Origin of the sequence: Frateuria sp. GZRe12 (assembly GCF_051900535.1) — a bacterium.
GTDB lineage: Bacteria > Pseudomonadota > Gammaproteobacteria > Xanthomonadales > Rhodanobacteraceae > Frateuria_A.
Genome location: NZ_JBHZGI010000001.1, coordinates 28,792 through 54,227, shown reverse-complemented (window position 1 = coordinate 54,227; position 25,436 = coordinate 28,792). Strand labels below are relative to the sequence as shown.

Genomic DNA, 25,436 nt, shown 5'->3' with positions numbered 1-25,436 from the left:
GGTGTTTCCCCCTTCGGCAATGCTTCCTGCATGACCCGGACGTCCACGCCGGCCGGCCTGCGGCACGCCCGAGGAACGGTCCAGTTCCATGCCCCCACTACGCAGTATAAGTCAGCCCGAATCCATGCCCGTAGGGGCGGCATCACGCCCCGGCGAACGGAAACGCCAGCACGTCGGCGATGGCGTCGGTGCCGGCCAGGCACATCAGCAATCGCTCGACGCCCAGCGCAACGCCGGCGCAGTCGGGCATCGCATCGAGAACGGCCAGCAGGCGCTCGTCGACCGGCACCTCGCGCTGGTTGCGGGCGTGGCGCAACGAGTTGTCACGTTCGAAGCGCGCTCGCTGCTCGGCGGCATCGTTGAGTTCGTGGTAACCGTTGGCCAGCTCGTAGGGGCCGAGGTACAGCTCGAAACGCTCGGCCACCGGCGGATCGTCGCGACGGATCCTGGCCAGCGCGCACTGGTTGGCCGGATAGTCGTGGATGACCGTCATGCGATCGCGCGGAAAATCCGGTTGCAGGCGATGGGTGATGAGCAGGTCCAGCCAGTCGTCGCGGTTGAGCCCTTCCGGATCGATGCTGGACTGGGCCAGCGCCTGTTGCAGCGCTTCGAGCGGCGCGGTGAGCGGGTCCAGGCCCAGCGCATCGAGGAACAGTTCGCGATAGCTGCACTCCCGCACGTCGGCGCGTCGGCCAACGAGGGCGAGCGCGGCCTGCACCAGTTCGATGACTTCTCCCGCCAGTCGCCGATGGTCCCAACCGACGCGGTACCACTCCAGCATGGTGAACTCGGGATTGTGCCGGCCGCCTGCCTCGCCGTTGCGGAACACCCGGCCCAACTCGTAGCAGTCGCCTACGCCGGCGGCAAGCAGGCGTTTCAATGGATATTCGGGCGACGTGCGCAGCCACCGCTCGCGCGCGCCGGCGTCGACATGCCCGTGGAATACCGTGGTGAAGCTTTCGATGTTGGGCTCGGTATTGCCGGCGGCGGAAAGGATGGGCGTTTCGACCTCGAGCACGTCGCGTTCGAAGAAGAAGGTTCGCAGCAGCCGGTAGAGCCCGGCACGCAGGTGCAACGCCGTCTGCTGGGAATGCACGTTCATCGGGGCCAGGCACCGCGATGCAGCACCACGCGGCCGCCTTCCATATCCATGAACGTGCGCCCATGGCGCTCCCAGAACGGGTTGGTGTTCTGCACGACGGTGAAATCTGCCGCAAGCATCGCGTCGCAGCGGCGCTGCCAGTCCGCCACGTCCTCCAGATAGAAGACCAGCAGATGTTCCTCGTGCGGCGATGGCGGAGGCGTCGCCCGGCGATCGCGGATGAACTCCAGGTGGTAGGGCCCACCCGGGTGTCCGAGGATGATGCCGTCGAAGCCTTCGTGATCCCCAAACGCGGAAAGCAAGTCGAAACCGAGTCCGCCGACGTATTGGGCGGCGATCGCTTCGATATCGCGGCATGCTCGCGCAACGCGCATGACTGCGCCCTTCATGACGCCTCATGCTCCGCCAGCAACGCCAGAAGCTGCGACTCGTCCCACACCGGCACGCCGAGCTCGTGCGCCTTGTCGAGCTTGGAACCGGCCGCCTCGCCCGCCACCACGAACGAGGTCTTCTTCGACACCGACCCCGCAACCTTGGCACCGAGCGCCTCCAGCCGTTGCTTGGCTTCGTCGCGACTCAAGGTCGGCAGCGTGCCGGTAAGGACGACGGTCTGCCCTTCCAGCGGTGCGGCACTGACGTCGGCCAAGGGGACGGTGGCAAGCAGGCGCTGGATGGCCGCTGCGGCTTCGCGCAACGGCGCAACGCTGGCTTCGTCGGCCAGGAAGGCCGCAAGGTTGGTGGCGGCGGCCTGCGGCAGACCATGGGTGATCCATTGCGCCTCACCCGCCGCGAGAAGGCGCTCGAGCGTCGGGAAGTGCTCCACCAGCAGTTGCGTGCTCTTGGGCCCGAGTTTGGACACCTTCGCTTGGTCGAGCAGCGCGGCCAGGCCCAGTTTCTCGCGCAGGCGCGGTGATGGCGACGCCTCGTCAGCGAAGGTGATGCCCGCGGCCAGCAGTGCATCGACCACGCGCTGATTGCCCTCCTGCGCGAAGAACCCGGCAATGGAAGACGCCACTTCCTCGCCGATGTCCGGCAGTACGCGCAGCACGGCGGCCGGCATGCTGCGCACCATGTCCAGGCTGCCGAGCCAGGTGGCCAGAGTGCGCGCGGTGCTCTCGCCGATGTGCATGATGCCCAGCGCGAACAGAAACCGCGGCAGCGTGGTGCGGCGGCTCGCGTCGATGCCCTCGACCAGGTTTTCCGCCCACTTGGTGGCGATCTTGCCGGCCTTGACCGTCTCCGGCGTGGTGCCATCACGCTCGTCGATCGCCTGCTTCATGGTCACGAAGCGTTCGACCGTCAGGTCGTAGAGATCGGCCGGCGTGCGCACCATGTCCAGTTCGACCAGGGCATCGACGAAGCGGTTGCCCAGACCCTCAATGTCCATCGCGCGGCGCGACGCGAAGTGGATCAGCGCTTCCTTGCGTTGTGCCGGGCAGACCAGGCCGCCGCTGCAGCGCCAGGCCGCCTCGCCCTCTTCGCGCATCAGCGCCGAGCCGCATACCGGGCATTGCGCGGGCATCGTCCACGGTTGCGTGCCGGCAGGGCGATGTTCGGTCTGCACGCGCACGACCTCGGGGATCACGTCGCCGGCGCGGCGCACGATCACCGTGTCGCCCACGCGCACGTCCAGCCGCGCGATCTGGTCGGCGTTGTGGAGCGTGGCGTTGGTCACCGTGACGCCCGCCACCTGCACGGGCGTGAGCCGCGCGACCGGCGTGGCTGCGCCGGTACGCCCGATCTGGATCTCGATCGCCTCGACCTGGGTGCTCTGTTCCTGCGCCGGAAACTTGTGCGCGATGGCCCAGCGCGGCGCGCGCGAGACAAAGCCCATCTCGCGCTGGCCCTCGTAGTCGTCCAGCTTGTAGACCACGCCGTCGATGTCGTAAGGCAGTGTGTCGCGCTTGGCGCCGATGCGCCTGTAGTAGGCGATCAGCCCGTCGAAGCCGCGCGCCACGTCCGCCTCGGGCGAGACCGGGAAACCCCAGTCGCGCAAGCGTGCGAGCGTCTGCGAGTGGGTCGCGGGCAGCTCCCCACCTTCGACCACGCCGACCGCATAGGCGAAGAAGCTCAGCCTGCGCTTGGCGGTGATCGCGGGATCGAGCTGGCGCAGCGAGCCGGCCGCGCCGTTGCGCGGGTTCGCCAGTGGTCTCTCGCCGCGCGTGCGGGAGTAATCGTTGAACGCCTCGAAATCCTTCCGCAGCATGATCACCTCGCCACGCACCTCCAGCACGCCGGGCCAGCCGGTGCCGCGCAACCTGAGCGGAATTGCCCGCACCGTGCGCAGGTTGGCAGTGACATCCTCGCCGGTCTCGCCGTCGCCACGCGTGGCGCCCTGCACGAACGTGCCCTGTTCGTAACGCAGGCTGATCGCCAGGCCATCCAGCTTCGGCTCGACCGAGAACACCGGCTGGCGCCGGTCGAGCGTCTGCTCGACGCGCCGCTCGAATTCGGCGATCTCGCGGAAACGCTCGCGCTCGGTGTCGCCCTCCTGCTCGAAGGCGTTGCCCAGCGACAGCATCGGCAACGCGTGGCGCACCTCGGCGAAGCCGCCGTGCGCGCGGGCGCCGACGCGTCGGGTGGGCGAATCGGGCGTGGCCAGCTCGGGGTGCGCGACTTCGAGCGCTTCCAGTTCGCGCATCAGCGCGTCGTACTCGGCGTCGGTGATCTCCGGCTCGTCGAGGACGTGGTAGCAGTAGTTGGCCTGTTCGATGCGCTCGCGCAGTTCAGCGGCGCGGGCCCGCCAGTGGGGAGTGTTCGGATGCATGGCGCGAGTGTAGCGACAGGCCCGTGCGGGCGGCAGGCGGTCGCTAAGGGAACTTAAAGGGCGCGGCGTTAGCGTGCCGGTGCCGGCGACCCCGAATCGCCGCGGGAGATAGGTCATGCGCCCGTTCCGATGGTTTGCCTGCCTGCTTTTTCTCGCCTCCGGCGCCGCCTTCGCAAGCGGCGGCCCGCTCGGCATCGACCACCGCCTGCACTACGACAACAGCGGCATCTGGAAGCGCAGCAACCAGAAAGTGTTGTTGTACGGCAGCATCGTCACGATCGGCGCCGGCGCCATCGCCTTCGGCGACAACGACAAGCTCGGCGATACGTTCTGGCGCTCGGTCGATGCCATGGTCATCACCGGCGTCGGTACGCAGGCAATGAAGTACACCTTCCGTCGCGAGCGTCCTTCGCAGACCGACGATCCGAACCGCTTTTTCACCCACGGCCAGAGCTTCCCCAGTGGCGAAGTGGCCGCGCTCTCCGCCGCGGTCACGCCCTTCATCGCCAACTACGGCGACGAACATCCTGCGGTCTGGGCACTGGCCCTGCTGCCGGCCTATGACGCCGTCGCACGCATGAAAGTGCACGCGCATTGGCAGAGCGACGTGCTGGTCGGCGCACTTGTCGGCACCGGGGTTGGCCTGTGGGCCACCCGGCGCGACTCGCCGCTGGTCGTGGGCTGGCTACCCGGCGGTTTCAGCGTGGGCTACGTGCACCATTTCAAACCATGACACCGGATCGGCCTACGCTCAGCGATGCAGGTGGCCGGAGGCCTCGGGCTGGTAGTCCACTTCCATGACGCGCAAGTGCCGGGGCCGCCCGCCCGGCATCGGCCAGTCGATCTCCTGGCCGCGCGCCAGTCCCAGCAAGGCACTGCCCACCGGAGCGAGGATCGACACCGTGCCGGGCTTGCCCGCGGCGCCGGGATACACCAGCGACATGGTGATGCGCTCGCCGGTGCCCTCCTCGCTGAAGGTCACCGTGGAGTTCATGGTGACCACATCGGCCGGCATCTGCGCCGGCTCACGCACTTCCGCCCGTTCCAGTTCCGACCGCAGCGACGCGTGCTTCTGCGCCTCCCCGGCTGGCAGGCGATCGAGCAGGTTCTCGATGCGTTCGACATCCAGGCGGGACAGGACGATGGCGGGCCGGCTCATGGGGTTCTCCACGGAAAAAGCCGGCGGTCATGCCGGCGCGCTTAAAACAGACGGACGGCGATGCGCGAAAAAGCGCAGGCCTGGGTGAAATCTGGTGACGCCAGCACGAAAAGGCAAGCCCGTCACGGACTGGCGATCATGCACGCACCAAAGGCAGGCGGGCCCGTATCATGCGCCCCCATGCCGAACGATGCCGTCACGCCCGCCCCTCTCCTGCACGCGGGCGAGCCGGTCGGGGAATCCTCGCGCGAACGGTTTCGCGGCCTGATCTGGCTGGTCGCGGCCGCCTTCTTCATGCAGGCGCTGGACTCGACCATCGTCAATACCGCCGTGCCCGCCATGGCCAATGCCCTGGGCGTCACACCGCTGGGCATGCGAAGCGCGCTTACCAGCTACGTGCTGACCCTGGCGATCCTGATCCCGGCCAGCCCGTGGCTGTGCGACCGCTTCGGCACGCGCAAGGTCTTTGGCGCCGCCATTGCGGTGTTCGGCGTGGGCTCGCTGTTTTGCGGGGTTGCGCAGACGTTGCCTCAACTGGTCGCCGCGCGCGTCATGCAGGGCGTCGGCGGCGCGGCGTTGATGCCGGTGGGCCGCTATGTGCTGGTGCGCAGCATCGCCAAGCACGAGTTCGTGGCGGTGATGAGCACGGTGGCCACCTTCGGCCTGCTCGGTTCGGTGCTGGGGCCGCTGCTGGGCGGCGCGCTGGTGGAGTTCACGTCCTGGCGGCTGATCTTCCTGATCAACGTGCCGGTGGGCATCTGCGGGTTGTGGATGAACAAGCAGGACATGCCCGAGTACCGGATGCACCACGCCAACCGCTTCGACCTGCTTGGGTTTCTGCTGTTCGCGGCCGCATCGGCACTGCTGCTGACGGCCTCGGAGCTCGTCGGCGCCGCACACGTGGCCTGGGCGCGCATCGTCGAATGCACGGCGCTGGCGCTGCTGATCGGCGTGATCTACGTCTGGCACAGCCGGCGCACGGCGTTCCCGGTAGCCGACCTGTCGCTGCTGAAGGTACGTAGCGTGTGGGTGGCGCTGGCCGGCAACCTGTTCACCCGCCTGGGCATCTCCGGCATGTTCCTGCTGCTGGTGTTGTTCCTGCAGGTCGGCTGCGGCTGGTCTGCGCTGATGGCGGGCCTGATGATGGTGCCGCAGGCCCTGGGTTCGATCAGCGCCAAGTGGATCGTCAATCGCGCACTGGCGAGGCTGGGCTATCGCCGCCTGCTGATCGGCAACACGCTGATCGTGGCGGTGCTGCTGGCCTCGTTCGCCACCTTCGGTCGGGACACGCCGGGGTGGTTGATCGCGGTGATGGTGTTCCTCTACGGCAGCTTCGGCGGCCTTCAGTACACGGCGATGAACACGCTGATCTACCACGACCTCGACATCGAGCACGCCTCGATGGCCTCGTCGATGGCATCCACCGCACAGTACCTGTCGATGAGCTTCGGCATTGCGCTGGCCACGCTGCTGATGGAGTCGCTATTGCAAGGCCATGCGCACTCGGATTACGTCGCCGCGTTCCGCTGGACGGTGCTGATCCTGGCGGTGGTCACAGCCTCGGCCAGCCGGGTGTTCAGCCGCCTGCGGGTCGATCGTCCGGCACGCAGGGAACTTTCCGCCTGAGGCACGGCCGCCGAGCACTCGCCTGATAGGCTTGTCCGGCGTTCCCCAGGAAAGCGACCCATGCGTTCGACCTTGCTCCTCGCCATCCTGGCCGGGGTTTTCCCGGTCTCGGCCGTCGCCGCCGACACCGGCGCGAATTTCCATCTGACCGACCATCCGGTCGGCTGGCTGGCGCTTGCGCTATTCGTGCTCGCCTACGTGGCAGTGGTGCTGGAGGAACGCATCCAGATCGCCAAGTCCAAGCCGGTGATGCTGGCCGCGGCGCTGATCTGGGGCCTCATCGCCTGGGAAACGCGCGATGCCGGCGGCGGCTCGGCTGCCGCACGCGATGCTTTCCAGGCGGTGTTCCTGGAGTACGCGGAAATCTTCTTTTTCCTGGTAGTGGCGATGACTTACGTCACCGCGATGGGCGAGCGCAACGTGTTCGAAGCCCTGCGCGCGCAGTTGACGCGACGGCGGCTGGGTTACCGCGCGCTGTTCTGGATCACCGGCACCATCGCCTTCTTCCTGTCGCCCGTGCTGGACAACCTCACCACCGCGCTGGTGATGTCGGCGGTCGTGTTGGCGGTGGGCGGCGGGCAGGCGCGCTTCGCCACGCTCTCGCTGATCAACCTGGTGGTCGCGGCGAACGCCGGTGGCGCGTGGAGCGCCTTCGGCGACATCACCACGTTGATGGTGTGGCAGGCGCACAAGGCCGAATTCTTCGATTTCTTCCGCCTGTTCCTGCCTGCGCTGGTCAACTGGCTGGTGCCCGCCGTCGCGTTGCATTTCGCAGTACCCAAAGGGCTGCCCGAGCCCGTACCCGGGAGCGTGCGCGTCAAACCCGGTGGCATCGGCATCTGCCTGACCTTCGCGCTGACTATCGCGATCACGGTGCTTGGCAAGCAGTGGCTGGGCATGCCGGCCGCCTACGGCATGCTCACGGGGCTGGCGCTGCTCAACCTGCTCGCTTCGCGCATCGATCGCAGCCAGCGCCGATATGCGCTGGCGCAAGGCGTGGAAGAGGAGCCGTACTCGATCTTCCGCATCATCGCCAACGCCGAATGGGACACGCTGCTGTTTTTCTACGGCGTGTTCGGCTGCGTCGGCGGGCTGGCCGCGCTGGGCTACCTGGAACTGGCTTCGCACACGCTCTACGGCGCGCTCGGTGCAACCTTGGCCAACACCGCCATGGGCGTACTCTCGGCGGTGATCGACAACATCCCGATCATGTACGCGGTGCTGCAGATGAACCCGCCGATGGACGCGTCGCAGTGGTTGCTGATCACCCTTACCGCCGGCGTCGGCGGCAGCCTGCTCTCCGTCGGCTCCGCCGCCGGCGTGGCATTGATGGGAGCTTCCAGCGGCCGCTACACCTTCATGAGCCACCTGCGCTGGAGCTGGGCGATCGCGCTCGGCTACGGGGCGAGCATCGCCCTTCACCTTGCGCTCAACGGCGCGTAAAGCCCTGTAGCGGCGCATCCCGTGCGCGGCCGTCATGCGCCGGTCGTCGCGTGCGCACAGGCGCATGCAATTGTCACCAAAGGAACGTCATGCACCACGCCAGCGACATCCTGCTCACCTTGTTCCTGGTCTTCGTCGCCGCCCAGATCGGCGCCGAGATCGCCCAGCGACTCAGGCTTCCCGGCGTCGTCGGGGAGATCGCGGCGGGCTGCGTGATCGGGCCTTCCCTGCTCGGCTGGATCAGTCCGGACCAGGTCCTGCCCGGCACGCCGCTGGACGTGCTGGCCGAAATCGGTGTCGTGCTGTTGTTGTTTTCCGTGGGCCTGGAAACGCGGCTGGACGACTTGAAGAAGGTCGGCAAGGTCGCCTTCCTGGTCGGATTGCTGGGAGTGCTGATTCCCTTCGCCATGGGCGGGATCTGGGCGCACGGCAGCGGCTTCCCCTGGGGCAAGTCGATGTTCATCGCCGCCGCCTTCGTCGCCACCTCCGCGGGTATTACCGCGCGCGTGCTGCAGGAGCTGGGTGCGCTGCAGCGGGTGGAAAGCAAGGTGATCCTGGGCGCCGCGGTGATCGATGACATCCTGGCCATGCTGCTGCTCGGCGTGGTGGTGTCGCTGCAGGGCGGCCCGGGCTTCGAGCCGGTCAAGCTGCTGGTCGTGCTGGGCAGCGCGGTCGGCTTCATCGTGCTGGTCGGGCTCGGCGGCGCACGCGTGATGCGCTGGAACTCCGGATGGCTTGAGAAACCGCACAGCGCGCACTCGCCGCTGGCAATCGTGCTGGCGATTTGCCTGGGCCTGGCGTGGCTCTCCACCCTGTTGGGCCTCGCCGCGATCATCGGCGCTTTCCTGGCTGGCATGATTGCCTCGGAAACGCGCCAGCAGCACACGCTGGAAAAACAGACCCAGCCGCTGCTGGCCCTGCTCACGCCGTTCTTCTTCGTCATCACCGGCAGCAAGATCGACCTGGCCCAGCTGGCCAATGCCGAGGCCATGGGAATGCTGGCGATCGTCACCGTGATCGCGATCGTTTCCAAGCTTGTTGGCGGATGGCTCGGCTCGCTGGCGCTGGGCCGACGCGCCGCGACCATCATCGGCTTCGGCATGGTGCCGCGCGGCGAGGTGGGTGTGGTGGTGGCCAGCCTGGGTCTCGCGGCCGGCGTGTTCAGCGACCGCATCTACGCGGTGATCGTGGCCATGTCACTGCTCACCGCGATGGTCACGCCGCCGGTGCTGGCTTGGCTGTTGGAACGTTATCCGGTGGCGGTCAACCCGTCCGGAGCCGAATGATCGGATGGTGCCGTGCAAGCACCTGCTGGATGCGCTCGATGCAGGCCTGTCGCAGCCGGACGGCCTTCTCCGCATCCGAGTCGTCCAGGCGTGCTGCCCGCACCCGGTCGCGATGCTCGATCTCGAGAGCCAAAAGGCGATGCGCCTGCGCCAACCTTTCCTGGATCTTCTCGTCAATGGCCATGGTCATGACACCGAGCGGCCCGCGGGAGGCCCATGCTACGCCGTATTTGTGACAGGAAGCGGTCGCCGCTGCGGGCGAGGCTTGTCGGCAACCCCTGACGCCTGTCGGCGTGCACCGGCTCCGATTGGCGCGAAGTATGAGGGTCCACCCTATTGGCCGCCGTAGGGGAAATCTGATCATGCTGTGGGCGCAGGCAGCCGCCGGATCGTTCGGAGATTCGCAAGTCACGCCAGCGTGGCCGATGCCGCACAAGCGAGCCAACCAAGAACCAGCGCAACGAACACGAGGGTTGCCAACGCACCCACCCAGTCGAAAAGTTCTTCGATTCGCATGCGCCGACCCGAGCTGAAAGGCGACGGCAGCTTGCCGGAGATTTCTTGCCCGGCGATGACAGAGGAGATAGGCCGACGACCGCGGGCCTGCAAACGAACCGCGGGACGCCCCCGCTTTCCGTCGCAGCGTGCGTCATCCAGCGGAAAGGTCCGATGCCATCAACCAGGCATGCGCGACCCAGGCTGCAGGTCACCGGCACTTGCCTTGATCGCGTCGCTTTCTTCCTCCCCCGGATACACCCCACGCAGCACGTCGTCGAAGTGCGATCGAACCGCCCGGTTGCAGCCGCAGGCGATGCGGTCCAGCCCGCCGGCCTCGGTGACGCGCACGCCACCGCGGCGGGTTTCCAGGATGCCTCGGTCCTTCAGCTGCTTGATCACGCGGCTGATGTAGCTGCGCCCGACACCGAGCATGGAAGCGAGCTGCTCCTGCGTGAGGGGCACGTCGTGGTCGCCCGTGCGATCAAGCGCCGCGATCAGCCATTTTGCCGTCCGCTGCTCGATGGAGTGAGCCGCGTTGCAGGCCACGGACTGGAACACCTGGGCCATAAGGCAGTCCGCGTAGCGGGCGAACAGATGACGCAGGCTCGGCGACTGCATCTTGGCCTGTTCGAGCTCCAGCGCCCCCATCCTGAGCAAAGGGCCGGGAAATTGCACCACGGTGCGCGAATAGGCGGGCAGCCTACCCTGGCTGACGATGCCACCCACCGCCCCCTCCCGCCCCACCAGCGCGGTTTCGATGCCGCGACCGTCCTCCAGCAACACCATGAAGGAGATCAGCGTCGGACCACAAGGGAAGTAGACGTACCGCACCTGATCGCCGGGCTCGAAAAGCACGCGACCCACCTCCACCCGCTGGGACTCGAGGTGAGGCTGGAGCAAGACAAGATCGTCCTGGTGCAGCGCACGCAGCAGGTTGTTCGGCGGTGCGATCTCGCTCGTCTCGCCGGGTGTCTGCACACGCTCGTATTGGCTAGCCATAAACCCCCTGATGGCCGTGGCCATGCACACGACGAGAGGGCCGTTTGCCCACGGTCTTATGACATTATCTCAAGGCGCGGCACGTAACTTTCGCGTGAGTACCTCGTCAGTTCTATGTCCACAATTGGACATACTTCCACGCGCAACTCACCTACAGTCGGGAAGCACTCTCGCGCCACGCCCATCGTCGAAGCACCCGGCGAAGCGTACGCCCGCAACCCACGCCGCAAACGCCAAGCGGCCTTACCGGCCAGTCCATGGGTTATTCCCCCGAAGAGCACCACCACATCCTGTTCGATCGGGAACCCATCCATGTTCCCGCCGCGATACAGCCACACGGCGCCCTGCTCTGGCTCGACGGCCTGGGCGTGGTTACCCGGCTTGCCGGCGATACATCGCGGGCTGTCGGCATGGCCCCCGAAGCCTTGCTTGGGCAGTCGATCGACGCGCTGATCGACAGCAAGGGCTACGGGCTCGCGCAGATGATGGAAAGATTCGATTCGCCGCTGCAGGGCTACGTGGCAAGGTGGCATCCCGAGCCTCCGGGAAACGGTGCGTGGGATATCACGGCGCACTCCAACCAGGAGGGCGCCATCATCGAATTCGAGCCAGCTGCGGCGCCACCCGCCGAGGCCGCCGATAGCATGGCGCAACTGGCGCGCGCCATTGCCTCGCTCGATCTTCCGCGGAAACCGGATGAGTTGTTCGGCACCATGGCGGCCGAGATGCGCCGACTGTCGGGCTACGATCGCGTCCTGGTCTACCGGTTCCTGGACGACGAGGTCGGCGAGGTGGTCGGCGAGTCTCGTTCCGGCGCCCTGCCCCCGCTGATCAACCATCGCTTCCAGGGTTCCGACATTTCGGGCCAGGCCCGCCGGCTCTATCTCAGGAACCGATTCAGAATCATCCCCGATGCGAACTACGTTCCTGCCCCCCTGCGCACGCGGGGGTTCCGGGAAGCAGAAGCGCTCGACATGAGCGATTGCAACTTGCGCAGCGCTTCACCCGTGCACCTGCAGTCTTTGAGGGACATGGGCGCGGCATCGTCGATGTCCATTTCGATCGTGGTGAAAAACGAACTCTGGGGCCTGGTCGCTTGCCATCACGGCGCCCCCAGGCATATCTCCTACGAGGTGCGCGAGGCGTGTCGGCACTTGGGACGGGCGTTCTCCTGCCAGATCGAGGCGCGCGAAGAAACCCGTCACCACCGTCAGAGCGCCGGCCTGCGACATCTCAGGACCGTCTGGCTCGAGGATCTGCGCGTGGCGCTCGAAGGCGACCGTCCGCTGGAGCTCGATCCGGCCCGGCTGGCCGGGATGGTTCCGTGCGACGGGGTCGCGCTGGTGTCGCCAGGACGGATCGAGCTGCGCGGACATACGCCCGACCAAACGGAAACCGCGGCACTCGCCCATTGGCTAAAGGATCGGCTGCGCCGCGACGTGTTCGCCACCCACCATCTGTCCGGTGAGTTGGCGGCAGCGGCGTCGTATGCGACGGAAGCGAGCGGCGTGCTGGCAACGTCGATCGACGCGCCCGATCCTCTCGTGGTGTTGTGGTTTCGCAGCGAGGAAAGCACCCATGTCCGGTGGGCCGGTAACCCGCACGAGTTCCGCGGCAACGGGCATTCGCCGGTAGGGCCGACGCCACCGGCCTCCTTCGCCACGTGGAAAGAGACCGTTCGCCAGACGGCGCGCAGCTGGTCGCGGGCCGAAGTCAACGCCGCGCGCCAGTTGGGACGATCCTTGACCGCACTGTTCCAGCAACAGGCGCTTCGGGAACTGAACCACCGACTGCGCGACACGTTGGCCGAACAACAATCATTGGTCGCCCAGAAGAACGTGCTGATGCAGGAAGTGCATCACCGGGTGCAGAACAGCCTGCAGATCGTGAACTCCATGCTGCAGTTGCAGGCGCGCCAGACCACCGATCGCGAAGTGCGCGGGCAGTTCGAGGGCGCCGTCAACCGGTTGATGGCGGTGAGCGCCGTGCATCGGCACCTGTGGCGATCCAGCGACGCGCAAAATGTTCGCCTGGGACCGTATCTCAAGGAGCTCTGCGCCGATCTCATGTTCTCGTGGGGCGATGGCTGGTCTGGCCGCGTGGCGGTCGAAGCCACGGATGCGGCCATTCCAAGCCAGACTGCCGTCACCCTTGCGTTGCTGGTCACCGAACTGCTGACCAACGCGGCCAAGTACGCCTACGCCGGTTCACCCGGTCCAGTCGAAGTACGGGCAGATCGCGCAAGCGACGGGCTGCGGCTCGTGGTCCGGGATTACGGGCTCGGCATGCAAGGCAAGGTCCAGGGCGGAGGGCTTGGTTCGAAGCTGATCCGCATCTTCACCGCCCAGCTTGGCGGTCAGGCGGAAACCCTGACCGGCGCTAGCGGCACGACCGTGACGATCACGGTGCCGCTGACAAAATGCGCGCAACGCCATACCACGCCGGCGTAGCAGGATCTGCCCGCATCTCGGCTCGACCAAACCGTTGCACCGGAAGGACCGCCGGTAACATTAGACGCGGCAGGCTCCATCGAGGCATCCACCGCGAATGCCGACGCCGAACCAAGACATGCGCCTGCAGTCTTTCCCCGACCCAGCCAACACGCTCAAGGATGCCAATGTACGTCCCGATGCAAACCGCCCCACCCGAAACGGCGTGCGGCCAACATTCCGTTCGCGGATACCTTCGGGACTCGACGGCGGCAATACACACCCGCCTGGAAAGCTTGCCAATCTTCTCCCCGGTCCTGGCTGGCGGGGCGGAAACGGAAGATGTCGTCAGGTTGTTGGGGGCCTATCACGATTTTTATACGTGCGCTTCGCTAAATCTTGAGCTTGGCTACCAAGAGCTGGAGGGCCTGGGAGTCCGCGCTCCCGCTAGTTCCCCTCTGGCTCTGCTCGCCGGAGATCTAGGCGCGCTGGGCGGTTCGTCCCCTGTGCACCTCACAGTGGCGCGGGCCAGCACCAGGCCGCAGACCGTAGGTTGGGTCTGGGTCGTGGAGGGTTCCGTCCTGGGGGCCCGCGTCATTCACCGCGCGCTGGATTCGCTCTTTGGCGAGACCACGGAAGGCCGTCGGTTCTTCCAGCCCCTGCCGGACAGTGCAATGCGATGGCGAGCGGTGTGCTCGGGCATCGAGATCTATGGACGAGGACAAGACGCTCTCGCATGCATGGCGGAAGGCGCGCACCAAGCCTTCGCCTGCATGGAGCGCAGCCTCAAACATGCATACGACAAATGTACGAAATGAACGCTGCCCCCAATACACCAGCCCTGCTCGATCTCGACGCCTGCGCGCGCGAACAGATCCACACCCCCGGCTTCATCCAACCCAACGGCCTGTTGCTCGTGATCGAACCGGAAAGCGGGGCGATCGTTCAGAGCGCCATTCCACGCACGCCGCCGTCGAAGGATTACGGTACGGCGCTCGGGCTCACGCTCGAGCGCGTCCTGGGTGGGGCGCTTTCCGATCTGGCGCCATCTGTCCTGGCCACACCCGACCGCGGGACGATCCATCTTGGCGTCGTTTCGCTGGATGGCGTTGCGCACCACGCGACGGCCCATCGTGCCCAGGGCATGATCCTGCTTGAATTGGAGGAAGCCCGACCCACTGAACTGGGATCGCTCGAAGACCTCTACCCTCTCATCCGGGAGTTCATGGCCGACCTGGAGCGCGCGCCCGACACGGTCGCGCTGTGCGATCTGGCAGCCCGGCAGTTGCACCGGATCACTGGCCTCGACCGCGTGCTGATCTACCGCTTCGATGCCGCATGGAACGGAACGGTCATTGCCGAGGCGCGCAACGAGCAGCTGCCTTCCTACCTCGACCTGCGTTTCCCGGCGTCGGACATTCCTGCCCAGGCGCGCGAACTGTATCGCACGAGTCGGTTGCGCCTGATCGCAAACTGCGACTACACGCCGGTACCGATCGAGCCGGCAATCAATCCATCGACCGGTCAACCCATCGACCTCGGCCAGGCCCTTCTTCGCAGCGTCTCTCCGGTGCACCTGCAGTACATGCGCAACATGGGCACCGGGACGTCCATGTCCATTTCCCTCCTGCGCGAAGGGCGGCTGTGGGGTCTGGTTTCCTGCCACAACCGGGCTCCGTGTCGAGTGCCATACAACGTTCGAACTGCCTGCGATCTCCTGGGCCAGGTCCTTGCGCTGCAGATCGCGGCCAAGGAGCACGCGGCCGACGTGGAGCAGCGTGTGGCCAGGCGTGCCATTCAGGCGCGGCTGCTGGCGCTTATGGCCTCGGAGGACGATTTCCAGAAGGGGCTATCCAGGGAACCAGGGCAATTGCTGTCGGTCACCCAGTCGGAGGGCGCGGCGATCGTCCACCTCGGCCGCTGCATCCTGCTCGGGCGCACGCCGGGCGAGCACGAGGTGATGGAGCTGGTGAACTGGCTGGATTCGGCCAGGCAAGAAGAGTTGTTTTCGAGTGACAGCCTCGCCAGCGAGTTGCCGGCCACCATGGGCTACAAGGATGTGGCCAGTGGCCTGCTTGCCGTTTCGATCTCGCAGATGCATGCAAGCTATGTGCTGTGGTTCCGTCCCGAAATCGTCCACACGGTCAAATGGGGCGGCGACCCACGCAAACAGGCCGATCACTCGCAGCTGAACCCGCGCACGTCTTTCGAAGCCTGGAAGGAGACCGTGCGTCTGCGGTCCCTCCCGTGGTCGCAGGCAGATGTGGAAGCTGCGCTGGAGCTGCGCACGGCGATCGTGGACATCGTGCTCCGCAAGGCCGAGGAAATGGCGGACCTCAACGAGCAGCTGGTCCGCAGCAACAAGGAACTCGAGGCCTTCTCCTATTCGGTGAGCCACGATCTGCGGGCACCGTTCAGGCACATCGTGGGTTATTCCGAACTGCTGTTGCAGTCCGCTGGCGAGAATCTCGGGGACCAGGAAAAGCGGTTCGTGGCAACGATCATCGAATCCGCCAATTCGGCGGGCGTCCTGGTGGACAACCTGCTGAGCTTCTCGCAAATGGGCCGAACCACGCTCGGCAAGATCAAGGTGAACATGCACCACCTTCTGGACGAAGTCCGCCGGCTGCTCGAGGTGGACACCACCGGGCGAGACATCGAATGGAAGATTGCCCCGCTGCCGACAGTCGAGGCCGACCCCATGATGCTTCGCCTGGTGTTTCAGAACCTCCTTTCAAACGCGATCAAGTTCACCCGCGAGGCCGACAGGGCTGTCATCCAGGTCAGTAGCGAAAAGAATGGGGAGGAGCACGTGTTTTGCGTGAGGGACAACGGATGCGGCTTCGACATGCGTTACGTGCACAAGCTTTTCGGCGTGTTCCAGCGACTGCATCATGTCGAAGAGTTCGAAGGCACGGGCATCGGATTGGCGAACGTGCGGCGAATCATCGAGCGACACGGAGGGCGCACATGGGCCGAGGGCGATGTCGGGAAGGGTGCAAGCGTCTATTTCACGCTTCCGACGGCACCGGGTGCACAGCCATGAAGGCATTGAGGCCCATATTGCTCGTGGAGGACAACCCGAAGGACGCGGAGCTTACCCTCGCGGCGCTCGAGCGTTGCAAGCTTTGCAACGACGTGATCCTCGTGCGCGACGGCGCCGAGGCACTGGACTTCCTTCGCAGCGAGGGCAGCTACGCGGGGCGGGAGGATCCCGGCCCGGTCGTGATGCTGATGGACATCAAGATGCCCAAGATGAACGGCCTGGAGGTACTGGAGGAGATCCGGCGCGATGCGCATCTGCGCAGCACTCCGATCGTCATGCTGACCTCCTCGCGGGAAGAGCAGGATCTGATCCGAAGCTACGAACTTGGTGTCAATGCCTTCGTCGTCAAGCCGGTCGACTTTCGCGAGTTCTTCGAAGCGATCCAGGGACTTGGCATGTTCTGGGGCATCACCAACGAACCACCACCGCACCGCGCGAAAAGGAACCCGGCTGAATGACGACAGCGCAAGCCGAAACTCTGGATCCTGCGTCCTGCATCCGCATCCTGCTGCTGGAAGACAGCGCACTGGATGCCGAACTGGTCACCAGCCAGCTTGGCGCAGCCGGCCTGCGTTATACCCTGCACAGGGTTTGGAACCGCGAGCAGTTCCTGCAGGCGCTCGATGATCGTCCCGATGTGATCCTCGCCGACCACGTGCTGCCACAATTCGATGGCGACAGCGCACTTGCCTTAGCCCAGGAACGGACGCCGGAAACTCCCTTCATTTTTGTCTCCGGCACCCTTACCGAAGAGTTGGCCGTGCAGGCTTTGAAGCGGGGCGCCACCGATTACGTGGTGAAGCAGAGGCTGCATCGACTGCCGGAGGCGGTGCGCCGCGCGATCACCGAAACGCGCGAGCGCCAAGCGCTGCGCGCAACCGAGGTCGAGTTGCACCAGAGCCGGAACCGGCTTAGGCAGATTGCCGATGCCTTGCCCGTGTTGATTGCCTACGTGGATACGGATCAGCATTACCGCTTCGCAAACAGGGCTTACGAAGAGTGGTTCGCGCTGACGCCGCGGGAGATCGTCGGCCAACACGTGAACCATGTCGTCGGCGAAGCCACTTACCAACGTGTGCGGCCGGCCATCGAGCGCGTGCTGGCCGGCGAACGCCAGAGTTTCGAAACGTCGGTTTCGTACAGGAACGCTGCCGTGCGGCAGATGCAGATCGACTACGTACCCGAGTGCGAGCCCGACGGCACGATCACCGGGTATTACGCCCTGGGCACGGACATCAGCAAGCGGAAGGCGGCCGAGGCGGCACTTCGTGAGCTGAACGAGACGCTCGAAAGCCAGGTGCGCGAGCGTACCTGGGCGTTGCTGCAAAGCGAGGCGAGGCTGCGTGCGATGTTCGAGACCAGCCTGCAGCATCATGGCCTGGTTTCACCGGAAGGCCTGCTGCTGGACGCAAACTCGACCTCTCTCGAAAGCATTCTTTGCACCCGCGAGGAAATCGTCGGTCGCGCATTCTGGGAAACCCCCTGGTTTTCGGGCACTCCGGGCGCACCCGAGGTTGCCCGCGCCATGGTGGAGCGCGCCGCGGCGGGCGAGACCGTGCGACAGGAGCTGACGCTCGTGCTCCCGACAGGGGAACGCTCGTTCGATTACTCCATGCGCCCGTTGCGCGACCAGAACGAAAAACTCATCGCCATCGTTCCCGAGGCGGTAGAGACGACTGCCCGTCGCCAGGCCGAGGAGGCATTGCGCCAGTCGCAAAAGATGGAGGCGGTAGGACAGCTCACCGGCGGGATCGCCCACGACTTCAATAATCTGCTGACGGTCATTGGGGGCAACATCGACATGGCAAAATCCAGGGCCGAACGCGCCGGCCAGTTGGAGCCACGCGTCGCCGCCGCCCTGGAAAACGCCCAACGGGGTGCCGAGCGGGCCGCTGCGCTCACCCAGCGACTGCTTGCCTTTTCCCGTCGCCAGCCTCTGCAGCCGCGACCATTGGACCTCAACAAACTGGTCCTCGGCATGTGCGAATTGCTGCGCCGCTCGCTTGGGGAAACCATCGAACTCGAGGTTTCAACCGGTCCCGGGTTGTGGCGGGTCGAAGCCGATCCGAACCAGTTGGAGGCAGCCATCCTCAACCTGGTCGTCAACGCCCGCGACGCCATGCCGTCCGGTGGCCGCATGATCATCGAGACTTCCAACGCATACCTCGACGCGTCCTACGTGGGGAACAACGGCGAGACCACGCCCGGGCGCCATGCTGTCGTCTGCGTCACCGATACCGGCTGCGGGATGTCCGAGGAAACGCGCGCACGCGTGTTCGAACCCTTCTTCACCACCAAGGAGGTCGGTCGAGGCACGGGACTCGGACTATCGATGGTCTACGGTTTCATCAAGCAGTCCGGTGGCCACGTGCAGATCGAATCGGAGCCTGGGCGGGGAACCAGCGTAAAGCTCTACCTCCCGCGGCTCGATCGAGAAGCCGAGTACGAGTGTGAATCTCCTTGCGGCACCGAGCCGCAAGAAAGCCTCCGCGAGGAAACCGTGCTGGTCGCCGAAGACGACGACGACGTGCGCGCCTACACGGTCGAATGCCTGCGCGGTCTTGGATACCGGGTACTTGAAGCACACGACGGTGCTTCGGCTCTGCGCTTGCTGGAACGCCAGGAGGGCTCGGTGCAATTGCTGTTCACCGATGTGGTGATGCCGGGCATGTCCGGTCGGGAATTGGCGGATCGCGCTCGAGAAACCCATCCCGGGCTGCAGATCCTCTTCACCTCCGGCTATACCCGGGATGCAATAGCCAGCGGCGGACGATTGGAGGCCGGCATCACGATCATTCCCAAACCCTTCACCTCCGCCGGGCTCGCAAGCAAGGTCCGCGACGTTCTCGAGGGACGTGGGGAGCCCTTGCAGTAGGCGTTCCTCCAGGGGGCTCGCAGCCGCCATGCGGCCGAAACCGGTGCCTGCCCAAGCGGGAGGCCTGCCGGATGGCCGCTTCGCTTGTCGGCGCGGCGTGGCGCCCGCACGCTTGCGCGCGTTGCAGCCGACCATGGGCGGCGCTCCGAAACGATCAGCTCGATACGCGGATCAAACGCTGTTTCCCCTCGATGGCAGCCGACAGTGCGTTTCCGTGGCGGCCATACGAAATCCGTCCCTTGTGTCCACAAGTGGATAGGCAGGACGTTGCCTTGCAGGCAAGCTCTTGCGGATCAATACCTGCCGATGCCTGCAAGGCATCATCCATGACGATAGCGGCGCGAGCATGCTGCATGGACCGTGTTTCTACGGGAGGTCGCACAGCTTCGAGAGCGGATACGGAACACGGTGGCGTTACCCGGCACTTCAGCACCCAACTGGTCGGCAAACAGCCTTCTTGGCTCGTTGTGTCCGGATGACATCGCGCTCCTGGCGACCCATCTTTCGCCTTGGCTGGGCGAGTCCGGGGCGGCGCTGTACGCACCCGGCGACCACGTCGGCACGGTTTACTTCCCTTGCGGCCCGAGCCTCGTTTCCTACCGGGTCATGCTTGACGACGGCCGTGGGGTGGAAACGGCCCTGGTGGGCCGGGAGGGTGCCGTGGGCGGCATCGTCAGCCAGGGGCGGCTACCGGCCTATGCACATGCGCTGGTCCAGTTCCCTGGGTTGTTCTATCGCATGGGAACTCGCCAACTGGAGCTGGCGAAGATCAGTTCGCCGACGCTTCGCCTGCAGTTCGCCCGGTATGCCGACTGCATGGTGGCGCAGGTATTCCAGTCGGTGGCCTGCAACGCCGCGCACACCATCGAGCAGCGGGCGGCCAAATGGTTGATCGCGGCACTCGACCGCACCGGCGATGGCGACGTACCGATGACCCAGGAGCAACTGGCATCGATGCTCGGCGTCGGGCGGAGCTACATCAGCCGCGTCGTGCAGAACATGAAGGCGCGGGGCGTTCTCGAGACGCGACGCGGGGCCGTGAAAGTCCATGACCTGTCCGAACTCCGGCGGCTGTCGTGTCGATGCAATGAAACCGTTCGCCGTCACTTCGACGATGTCCTCAAAGGTGTCTACCCGTCCGAGGATGGCAGCCGTACCCAGGCTGGCCTGCCCCGGTGGGGTACCGAGGTGTCGGGTCGAATTACCTGACCGTTGCCAGCAGGCCGGCATGATCGCAGCGGTGGCCGGAACCCAGCCGCGTGGGTCGGAAACTGGCGGTAACGGCGCCTGTAGCGGAATTGGCGGAGAGAGTGGGATTCGAACCCACGGAAGGTTTGACCCTTCGCCGGTTTTCAAGACCGGTGCCTTAAACCGCTCGGCCATCTCTCCGTTTGACTTGGTCTGCGCGCGGTGCGCGTCAGGCGAGGCGATCGAGGCCCCGCAGGTAGGGCTTGAGTGCGTCGGGTACGGTAATCGAACCGTCCGCGTTCTGGTAGTTCTCCATGACCGCGATCAGGGTCCGGCCGATAGCGAGGCCGGAGCCGTTCAAGGTATGGACGAGCTCGGGCTTGCCCGTTTCCGGATTGCGCACGCGCGCCTGCAAGCGGCGGGCCTGGAAATCCTCGCAGTTGGAGCAGCTGGAGATTTCCCTGTAGGTGTTCTGGCTGGGCAGCCACACTTCCAGGTCATAGGTTTTGGCAGCAGTGAAACCCATGTCCCCGCTGCACAGGAGCATCTTGCGGTACGGCAGGCCGAGCTTCTGCAGCACGGCTTCGGCGTGTCCGACCATTTCTTCCAGCTGCTCGTGCGACTGGTCGGGACGGGCGATCTGCACCATCTCGACCTTCTCGAATTGATGCTGGCGGATCATGCCGCGGGTGTCGCGGCCATAGCTGCCAGCCTCGGCGCGGAAGCACGGCGTGTGCGCGGTCATGCGCAGCGGCAGCGCTTCGACATCCTGGATGGTGTCGCGCACCAGGTTGGTCAGCGGCACTTCGGCGGTGGGAATCAGATAGCGCCGGGTCTCGCCGACTTCGGTGGCGAACAGGTCTTCCTCGAACTTGGGCAACTGGCCGGTGCCCTGCATGCTGTCGGCGTTGACGATCACCGGCACGTTGCACTCGAGGTAGCCGTGCTCGCCGGTGTGGAGGTCGAGCATGAACTGACCCAGCGCGCGGTGCAGGTGGGCCAGCTGGCCGCGCAGCACGGTGAAGCGGGCGCCGGAGAGCTTGGCTCCGGCGTCGCCGTCGAGCCAGCCGTGGCGCTCGCCCAGTTCGACGTGGTCGCTGACCGGGAAGTCGAAAGTTCGCGGCTGGCCCCAGCGGCTGATCTCGACGTTGTCGCGCTCGTCCTTGCCGACCGGCACCGACTCGTGCGGGATGTTGGGGATGCCCAGCGCAATGCCGGCAAGCTTGCACTGCACCTCGCCCAGCGCCTGCTCGTTGGCCTTGAGCCTGTCGCCGATACCGGCGACCTCGGCCATCAGCGGCGCGACGTCCTCGCCCTTGGCCTTGGCCTGCCCGATTGCCTTGGAGCGGGTGTTGCGCAGGTTCTGCAGCTCCTGCGTCTCGGTGGACAGGCGCTTGCGCTCGGCCTCCAGCGCTTCGACGGCGGCAACGTCCAGATCGAAACCACGGGTTTGCTTGAGGCGCGCGGCCGTGTCGGCCAGGCGCGAGCGCAGGAGGGCGGGGTCCAGCATGGGAGCGTTCCGTCGAAGTGCTTGAACCGCCGATTATCGCCGTGGGGGCCACGCGCTAGCAAACGCGCGGCCGCTTCGGAAGCCGGCAAGAGCCCGAAAGGGAATCAGGTTTCGGCGGGTCTGCGTTCGCGGCGGCCAAGCCACCAGGCCATCGCGGCACCGGCGAGCAGCCAGCCGATCACCTGCTCGATCAGCGCCGCCGCCGTGAAGCTGGCCGGGAAGCGGTACCAGTTCCAGTAAGGCACCATGGTGCTCAGCCAGGCGAACACCGCCGCCGCGCCGGCCAGGCCAAAGCGCCGACCGAATCCCAGGCCCGGCACGCTCATCAGGCTCGCCAGCACGAGCGCCGCCAGCGTATCGCCCGCCCACTGAGTGGCCAACTGGGGACCCATGTGGGTCATGTCGTCGCCCTGCGGGAGGTAGACCACCCAGGCATACGGAGTCGTTCTGGCCTTGGCCCCGTAGGCCTTGACGGCTGCCTCGTCGCCCATGGCGTCAGGGCCGAGCCAGGGAAGGATGTAGACGCCCGGCTCGTTGCCCAGGCCTTCGTGCAGGCTGGACAGCACCACGTCCTCGTGGACCGGCGGGCGTATGCCAGGATTGCCCAGCCCCAGCGCCATGTGCGCCACGGCGCCCCAGATGAACATCACGATGCCGCCGATCAATGCCGCGATCAGGATACGCATGGTCTCCCCTCCCCGGTTGGTGGGCCGACTCTAGGCAGGCGGCAGGCCGCAGATCAAGCGCCGCCGATATCGGACCGGCGTTGCGGAACCACTACTTGCGCGCCTGGCTGCGGGCTTCGCGCAGGGCCAGCAGCTTCTCGCGCAGCTTCTGCTCCAGTCCGCGGTCGACCGGTTCGTAGAACACCGCGCCATCGAGGGCGTCGGGCAGGCACTGCTGGCCCAGCGCGATGCCGCCGCTGGCATCGTGGTCGTACTGGTAGCCCTTGCCGTAACCCAGCCCCTTCATCAGCTTGGTAGGGGCGTTGCGCAGGTGCATCGGGACTTCGAGCGTGCCCGAGTCGCGCACGGCGGCGCGGGCCTTGTTGTAGGCCATGTAGGCGGCGTTGCTCTTGGGGGCGATGGCCAGCCAGATGGCCAGTTGCGCCAGGCCCAGTTCGCCCTCCGGGCTCCCAAGGCGCTCGTAGGTGTCCCAGGCATCCAGCGCCATGCGCCAGGCGCGCGGCTCGGCCAGGCCGACGTCCTCGACCGCCATGCGAGTCATGCGGCGCGCCAGGTAGAGCGGGTCGCACCCGCCATCGAGCATGCGGCACAACCAGTACACCGCGGCGTCCGGATCGGAGGAACGCACCGATTTGTGCAGGGCGGAAATCTGGTCGTAGAACTGTTCGCCGCCCTTGTCGAAACGTCGCGTGCGATCGGCGAGTACCTGGGTCAGGGTGGATTCGTCGATGTGTCCTTCGTGGGCCAGTTCCGCAGCGATCTCCAGCAGCGTGAGTGCGCGGCGCACGTCGCCGTCGGCCGCCTGTGCGATCAGCCTCAGCGACTCGGCTTCGATCTGCAGGTGCAGGCGGCCCAGGCCGCGTTCCTCATCGGCCAGCGCCCGTTCGAGCGCCGCCACGATGGCGTCCGCCGACACCGCCTCCAGCACGTGCACGCGGCAGCGTGACAGGAGCGCGGAGTTGAGCTCGAACGACGGGTTCTCTGTGGTGGCGCCGATGAACACGATCACGCCGCGTTCGATGTGCGGCAGGAAGGCATCCTGCTGGGCCTTGTTGAAGCGGTGCACCTCATCCACGAACAGCACGGTGCGCCGGCCCTGGGCGAAGTTCGCCTCCGCCTCGGCCAACGCCTTGCGGACGTCCGGCAAGCCGGAAAGCACCGCCGAGATGGCGCGGAAGTCGGCATCGGCGTAGCGCGCCACCAGCAGCGCCAGCGTGGTCTTGCCACAGCCCGGCGGCCCCCACAGCACCATCGAATGCACCTTGCCCGCCTGCAGCGCACGGCGTAGCGGCGATCCGGTGGCGGTCAGCCGCGGCTGGCCGACGATCTCGCCGAAACTTTGCGGGCGCATGCGTTCGGCCAGCGGCTTGAGCGCATCGGACTCGGGGAACAGGGAGGCGGTCTCGGGCATCGGCGGATGATACCGCCCGCCGCGTGGCGGGCGCTGGCGGCCGGGCGCGCGCCTACTGGGTTGCCGTGCGCTGGCGGTAGAGGCTGTAGAGCGTGCCGCACAGACCGGTCAAGATTGCCGGGATCAGCAGGCTGCGCTCGCGCAGGTGTGCAAACAGGAGGGCGCCGGCGACGCCACCGAACAGAAAGCTGCCGATCACCAGCAGGCAGACGCGCACGCGCAAAATATCGACCTCCAGCCCACGCAGGCGATGCCCGAGGTAGATGCCGAGGTCGGTGAACATGCCCGAGACGTGGGTGGTGCGGAACACGGCGCCACTGTAGGCACTGACCATGCCGTTCTGCAGGCCGCAGGCCATCGAGGCCAGCCACAATCCGATCGACCATTCGTGCTGGAGCAGTGGCACGGCGGCGAACAGCAGCAGCGATTCGAGCAGCAGCGCCACGCCATAGGGACGTCCGAGCTTGAGTGTGCTTTTCTGCACGATCGCGCCACTGGCCATCGCGCCGAACACGAACGCCAGCAGCGACAAGGCCCAATGAAACGCCTCGCCGCGGTCGCCGGTGCCGAGGGAAATGCCGAGCAGCGTGGTCGAGCCGGTCAGGTTGCTGATCGACTGGTGGCGGAACCCCATGTAGCCCGCGGCATTGATCAGGCCCGCGATGAAAGCGAGCACGCCGCCGCCCACCCACGCCCAGCGCGGCAGCTGGCGCAGCACGGGCATGGCCGGATCAGTCCTTCAGCGGATGGGTGGTCATCACCGGCAGGTCGCCGATCACGTCGGCGCCCGGCGGCGGGGTGAAGTTGAAGGTCGAGGGCGGCAGATCGACGTTGCGTTGCCAGTCGGAGAAGCGGATGTCGGTGACTGCGCCGAGCTGGTCGCGAAACATCATGCGCTTGAGGCCTTGCGCGTCGAAACCGAGGTCCGCGTAGTCGAATTGCGGATCCTTGGCCCTGGAACTGAGGCGCAGCCAGACCAGGCCATCACGCTCGCCCCGCTCGGCCACGCTGAAGTCCTTGTCGAGCTGCTTCAGGTCCGTGATGACGGTGAGCGGGCTGTGCGCCTCCTCGGTGCTCTGCACGCGCACCGTGACCTGCTCCAGTTCCGGGTCGTACAGCCACACGCGGCTGCCGTCGGCCACGATGGTCTGCTTGTACGGTTCGAGCGTGTCCCAGCGGAACTGGCGCGGAGCCTGCAGCGCAAGCGTGCCGGAACTCGTCTTGGCGCCCTGCCCGCTGGCATCGGCGAGGGTCTGGGTGAAGTGGCCCTTGAGCGAATGCAGGTCGGTGGCAAAGGCGTCCAGGCGCTGCCGGGCTGGGCCGGTGGCGGCGTGGACCAAGCTCGCCAAAGACAGGACGAGCGAGGCGAGAAGGATGACGGCAAGACGGTTCATGGAGGCCCTGTTCCTGG

At 66.1% G+C, this 25,436-nt stretch carries 20 protein-coding genes and 1 tRNA gene; 9 read left to right on the top strand and 12 right to left on the bottom strand.

What is annotated here, in order from left to right; genetic code table 11:
- Window positions 1-142: 142 nt before the first annotated feature.
- Genes epmA through ligA form a run of 3 tightly spaced genes read right to left on the bottom strand, consistent with a single transcriptional unit; the run spans window position 143 to window position 3,869 of the window.
- A complete protein-coding gene (gene epmA / locus ACFWZ4_RS00240) occupies window positions 143-1,102 on the bottom strand; it encodes an EF-P lysine aminoacylase EpmA (RefSeq protein WP_439702766.1) in 960 nt (319 codons plus the stop codon).
- Window positions 1,099-1,476: a VOC family protein gene (locus ACFWZ4_RS00235; protein WP_439702765.1), complete on the bottom strand. Its 378-nt coding sequence runs from the start codon at window positions 1,474-1,476 to the stop codon at window positions 1,099-1,101. The genes epmA and ACFWZ4_RS00235 overlap by 4 nt, the downstream gene beginning before the upstream one ends.
- An 11-nt stretch (window positions 1,477-1,487) precedes the next feature.
- A complete protein-coding gene (gene ligA / locus ACFWZ4_RS00230; RefSeq protein ID WP_439702764.1) occupies window positions 1,488-3,869 on the bottom strand; it encodes an NAD-dependent DNA ligase LigA in 2,382 nt (793 codons plus the stop codon).
- 115 nt (window positions 3,870-3,984) lie between these two features.
- Here ligA and ACFWZ4_RS00225 point away from each other — a divergent pair, with 115 nt between their 5' ends.
- Window positions 3,985-4,602 carry a phosphatase PAP2 family protein gene (locus ACFWZ4_RS00225; RefSeq protein WP_439702763.1) on the top strand — a complete coding sequence of 206 codons (618 nt, stop codon included), beginning with the start codon at window positions 3,985-3,987 and terminating at the stop codon, window positions 4,600-4,602.
- Between the two features lie 18 nt (window positions 4,603-4,620).
- On the opposite strand, the gene rnk is transcribed toward ACFWZ4_RS00225, so the two are convergent.
- Window positions 4,621-5,028, bottom strand: a complete 408-nt coding sequence (gene rnk, locus ACFWZ4_RS00220; RefSeq protein WP_231320290.1) for a nucleoside diphosphate kinase regulator — start codon at window positions 5,026-5,028, stop codon at window positions 4,621-4,623.
- 180 nt (window positions 5,029-5,208) lie between these two features.
- On the opposite strand from rnk, the gene ACFWZ4_RS00215 reads away from it, so the two are divergent.
- The 3 genes from ACFWZ4_RS00215 to ACFWZ4_RS00205 all read left to right on the top strand — a co-directional run bounded on the left by ACFWZ4_RS00215 (window position 5,209) and on the right by ACFWZ4_RS00205 (window position 9,383).
- Window positions 5,209-6,654 carry an MFS transporter gene (locus tag ACFWZ4_RS00215; protein WP_439702762.1) on the top strand — a complete coding sequence of 482 codons (1,446 nt, stop codon included), beginning with the start codon at window positions 5,209-5,211 and terminating at the stop codon, window positions 6,652-6,654.
- Between the two features lie 60 nt (window positions 6,655-6,714).
- Window positions 6,715-8,097, top strand: a complete 1,383-nt coding sequence (nhaD, locus tag ACFWZ4_RS00210) for a sodium:proton antiporter NhaD (protein ID WP_439702761.1) — start codon at window positions 6,715-6,717, stop codon at window positions 8,095-8,097.
- Between the two features lie 89 nt (window positions 8,098-8,186).
- Entirely contained in the window at window positions 8,187-9,383 is a 1,197-nt protein-coding gene (locus tag ACFWZ4_RS00205) for a cation:proton antiporter (RefSeq protein WP_439702760.1), read from the top strand.
- Here ACFWZ4_RS00205 and ACFWZ4_RS00200 read toward each other — a convergent pair.
- Entirely contained in the window at window positions 9,361-9,573 is a 213-nt protein-coding gene (locus ACFWZ4_RS00200; RefSeq protein ID WP_439702759.1) for a hypothetical protein, read from the bottom strand. The genes ACFWZ4_RS00205 and ACFWZ4_RS00200 overlap by 23 nt on opposite strands.
- Before the next feature lie 485 nt (window positions 9,574-10,058).
- A complete protein-coding gene (locus ACFWZ4_RS00195; RefSeq protein ID WP_439702758.1) occupies window positions 10,059-10,904 on the bottom strand; it encodes a Crp/Fnr family transcriptional regulator in 846 nt (281 codons plus the stop codon).
- A gap of 233 nt (window positions 10,905-11,137) precedes the next feature.
- Here ACFWZ4_RS00195 and ACFWZ4_RS00190 point away from each other — a divergent pair, with 233 nt between their 5' ends.
- The 5 genes from ACFWZ4_RS00190 (at window position 11,138) to ACFWZ4_RS00170 (ending at window position 20,439) form a co-directional block, all read left to right on the top strand.
- Window positions 11,138-13,330 carry a histidine kinase dimerization/phosphoacceptor domain -containing protein gene (locus tag ACFWZ4_RS00190; protein WP_439702757.1) on the top strand — a complete coding sequence of 731 codons (2,193 nt, stop codon included), beginning with the start codon at window positions 11,138-11,140 and terminating at the stop codon, window positions 13,328-13,330.
- A gap of 784 nt (window positions 13,331-14,114) precedes the next feature.
- Window positions 14,115-16,355 (top strand): ATP-binding protein, encoded by a 2,241-nt coding sequence (locus ACFWZ4_RS00185; RefSeq protein ID WP_439702756.1) that lies wholly within the window; start codon window positions 14,115-14,117, stop codon window positions 16,353-16,355.
- Complete coding sequence (locus tag ACFWZ4_RS00180; RefSeq protein WP_439702755.1) at window positions 16,352-16,813, top strand: response regulator; 462 nt, start codon at window positions 16,352-16,354, stop codon at window positions 16,811-16,813. The genes ACFWZ4_RS00185 and ACFWZ4_RS00180 overlap by 4 nt, the downstream gene beginning before the upstream one ends.
- Complete coding sequence (locus ACFWZ4_RS00175) at window positions 16,810-19,230, top strand: PAS domain-containing protein (RefSeq protein WP_439702754.1); 2,421 nt, start codon at window positions 16,810-16,812, stop codon at window positions 19,228-19,230. The genes ACFWZ4_RS00180 and ACFWZ4_RS00175 overlap by 4 nt, the downstream gene beginning before the upstream one ends.
- A gap of 408 nt (window positions 19,231-19,638) precedes the next feature.
- Window positions 19,639-20,439, top strand: coding sequence for a Crp/Fnr family transcriptional regulator (locus ACFWZ4_RS00170; RefSeq protein WP_439702753.1), 801 nt, complete (start codon window positions 19,639-19,641; stop codon window positions 20,437-20,439).
- A 90-nt stretch (window positions 20,440-20,529) separates the two neighbouring features.
- On the opposite strand, the gene ACFWZ4_RS00165 is transcribed toward ACFWZ4_RS00170, so the two are convergent.
- From ACFWZ4_RS00165 to lolA, 6 genes are all read right to left on the bottom strand, one after another.
- Window positions 20,530-20,619, bottom strand: a tRNA-Ser gene (locus ACFWZ4_RS00165).
- Between the two features lie 28 nt (window positions 20,620-20,647).
- Complete coding sequence (gene serS / locus ACFWZ4_RS00160) at window positions 20,648-21,928, bottom strand: serine--tRNA ligase (protein WP_439702752.1); 1,281 nt, start codon at window positions 21,926-21,928, stop codon at window positions 20,648-20,650.
- 104 nt (window positions 21,929-22,032) lie between these two features.
- Window positions 22,033-22,614, bottom strand: a complete 582-nt coding sequence (locus ACFWZ4_RS00155) for a hypothetical protein (protein WP_439702751.1) — start codon at window positions 22,612-22,614, stop codon at window positions 22,033-22,035.
- A gap of 91 nt (window positions 22,615-22,705) precedes the next feature.
- Window positions 22,706-24,025, bottom strand: coding sequence for a replication-associated recombination protein A (locus ACFWZ4_RS00150; RefSeq protein WP_439702750.1), 1,320 nt, complete (start codon window positions 24,023-24,025; stop codon window positions 22,706-22,708).
- A 52-nt stretch (window positions 24,026-24,077) separates the two neighbouring features.
- Window positions 24,078-24,749: a YoaK family protein gene (locus tag ACFWZ4_RS00145; protein WP_439702749.1), complete on the bottom strand. Its 672-nt coding sequence runs from the start codon at window positions 24,747-24,749 to the stop codon at window positions 24,078-24,080.
- A 7-nt stretch (window positions 24,750-24,756) separates the two neighbouring features.
- Window positions 24,757-25,419 carry an outer membrane lipoprotein chaperone LolA gene (lolA, locus tag ACFWZ4_RS00140; protein WP_439702748.1) on the bottom strand — a complete coding sequence of 221 codons (663 nt, stop codon included), beginning with the start codon at window positions 25,417-25,419 and terminating at the stop codon, window positions 24,757-24,759.
- Between the last annotated feature and the right edge of the window lie 17 nt (window positions 25,420-25,436).

Bases quoted from the DNA above. Each gene is read 5' to 3' on its own strand.
- ACFWZ4_RS00195 (WP_439702758.1), bottom strand. From the start codon at position 10,904: ATGGCCACGGCCATCAGGGGGTTTATGGCTAGCCAATACGAGCGTGTG.
- ACFWZ4_RS00190 (WP_439702757.1), top strand. From the start codon at position 11,138: ATGGGTTATTCCCCCGAAGAGCACCACCACATCCTGTTCGATCGGGAA.
- ACFWZ4_RS00215 (WP_439702762.1), top strand. From the start codon at position 5,209: ATGCCGAACGATGCCGTCACGCCCGCCCCTCTCCTGCACGCGGGCGAG.
- lolA (WP_439702748.1), bottom strand. From the start codon at position 25,419: ATGAACCGTCTTGCCGTCATCCTTCTCGCCTCGCTCGTCCTGTCTTTG.
- ACFWZ4_RS00150 (WP_439702750.1), bottom strand. From the start codon at position 24,025: ATGCCCGAGACCGCCTCCCTGTTCCCCGAGTCCGATGCGCTCAAGCCG.
- ACFWZ4_RS00180 (WP_439702755.1), top strand. From the start codon at position 16,352: ATGAAGGCATTGAGGCCCATATTGCTCGTGGAGGACAACCCGAAGGAC.
- serS (WP_439702752.1), bottom strand. From the start codon at position 21,928: ATGCTGGACCCCGCCCTCCTGCGCTCGCGCCTGGCCGACACGGCCGCG.
- ACFWZ4_RS00185 (WP_439702756.1), top strand. From the start codon at position 14,115: ATGTACGAAATGAACGCTGCCCCCAATACACCAGCCCTGCTCGATCTC.
- ACFWZ4_RS00155 (WP_439702751.1), bottom strand. From the start codon at position 22,614: ATGCGTATCCTGATCGCGGCATTGATCGGCGGCATCGTGATGTTCATC.
- ACFWZ4_RS00200 (WP_439702759.1), bottom strand. From the start codon at position 9,573: ATGACCATGGCCATTGACGAGAAGATCCAGGAAAGGTTGGCGCAGGCG.
- ACFWZ4_RS00175 (WP_439702754.1), top strand. From the start codon at position 16,810: ATGACGACAGCGCAAGCCGAAACTCTGGATCCTGCGTCCTGCATCCGC.
- rnk (WP_231320290.1), bottom strand. From the start codon at position 5,028: ATGAGCCGGCCCGCCATCGTCCTGTCCCGCCTGGATGTCGAACGCATC.
- nhaD (WP_439702761.1), top strand. From the start codon at position 6,715: ATGCGTTCGACCTTGCTCCTCGCCATCCTGGCCGGGGTTTTCCCGGTC.
- epmA (WP_439702766.1), bottom strand. From the start codon at position 1,102: ATGAACGTGCATTCCCAGCAGACGGCGTTGCACCTGCGTGCCGGGCTC.
- ACFWZ4_RS00225 (WP_439702763.1), top strand. From the start codon at position 3,985: ATGCGCCCGTTCCGATGGTTTGCCTGCCTGCTTTTTCTCGCCTCCGGC.
- ligA (WP_439702764.1), bottom strand. From the start codon at position 3,869: ATGCATCCGAACACTCCCCACTGGCGGGCCCGCGCCGCTGAACTGCGC.
- ACFWZ4_RS00145 (WP_439702749.1), bottom strand. From the start codon at position 24,749: ATGCCCGTGCTGCGCCAGCTGCCGCGCTGGGCGTGGGTGGGCGGCGGC.
- ACFWZ4_RS00205 (WP_439702760.1), top strand. From the start codon at position 8,187: ATGCACCACGCCAGCGACATCCTGCTCACCTTGTTCCTGGTCTTCGTC.
- ACFWZ4_RS00235 (WP_439702765.1), bottom strand. From the start codon at position 1,476: ATGCGCGTTGCGCGAGCATGCCGCGATATCGAAGCGATCGCCGCCCAA.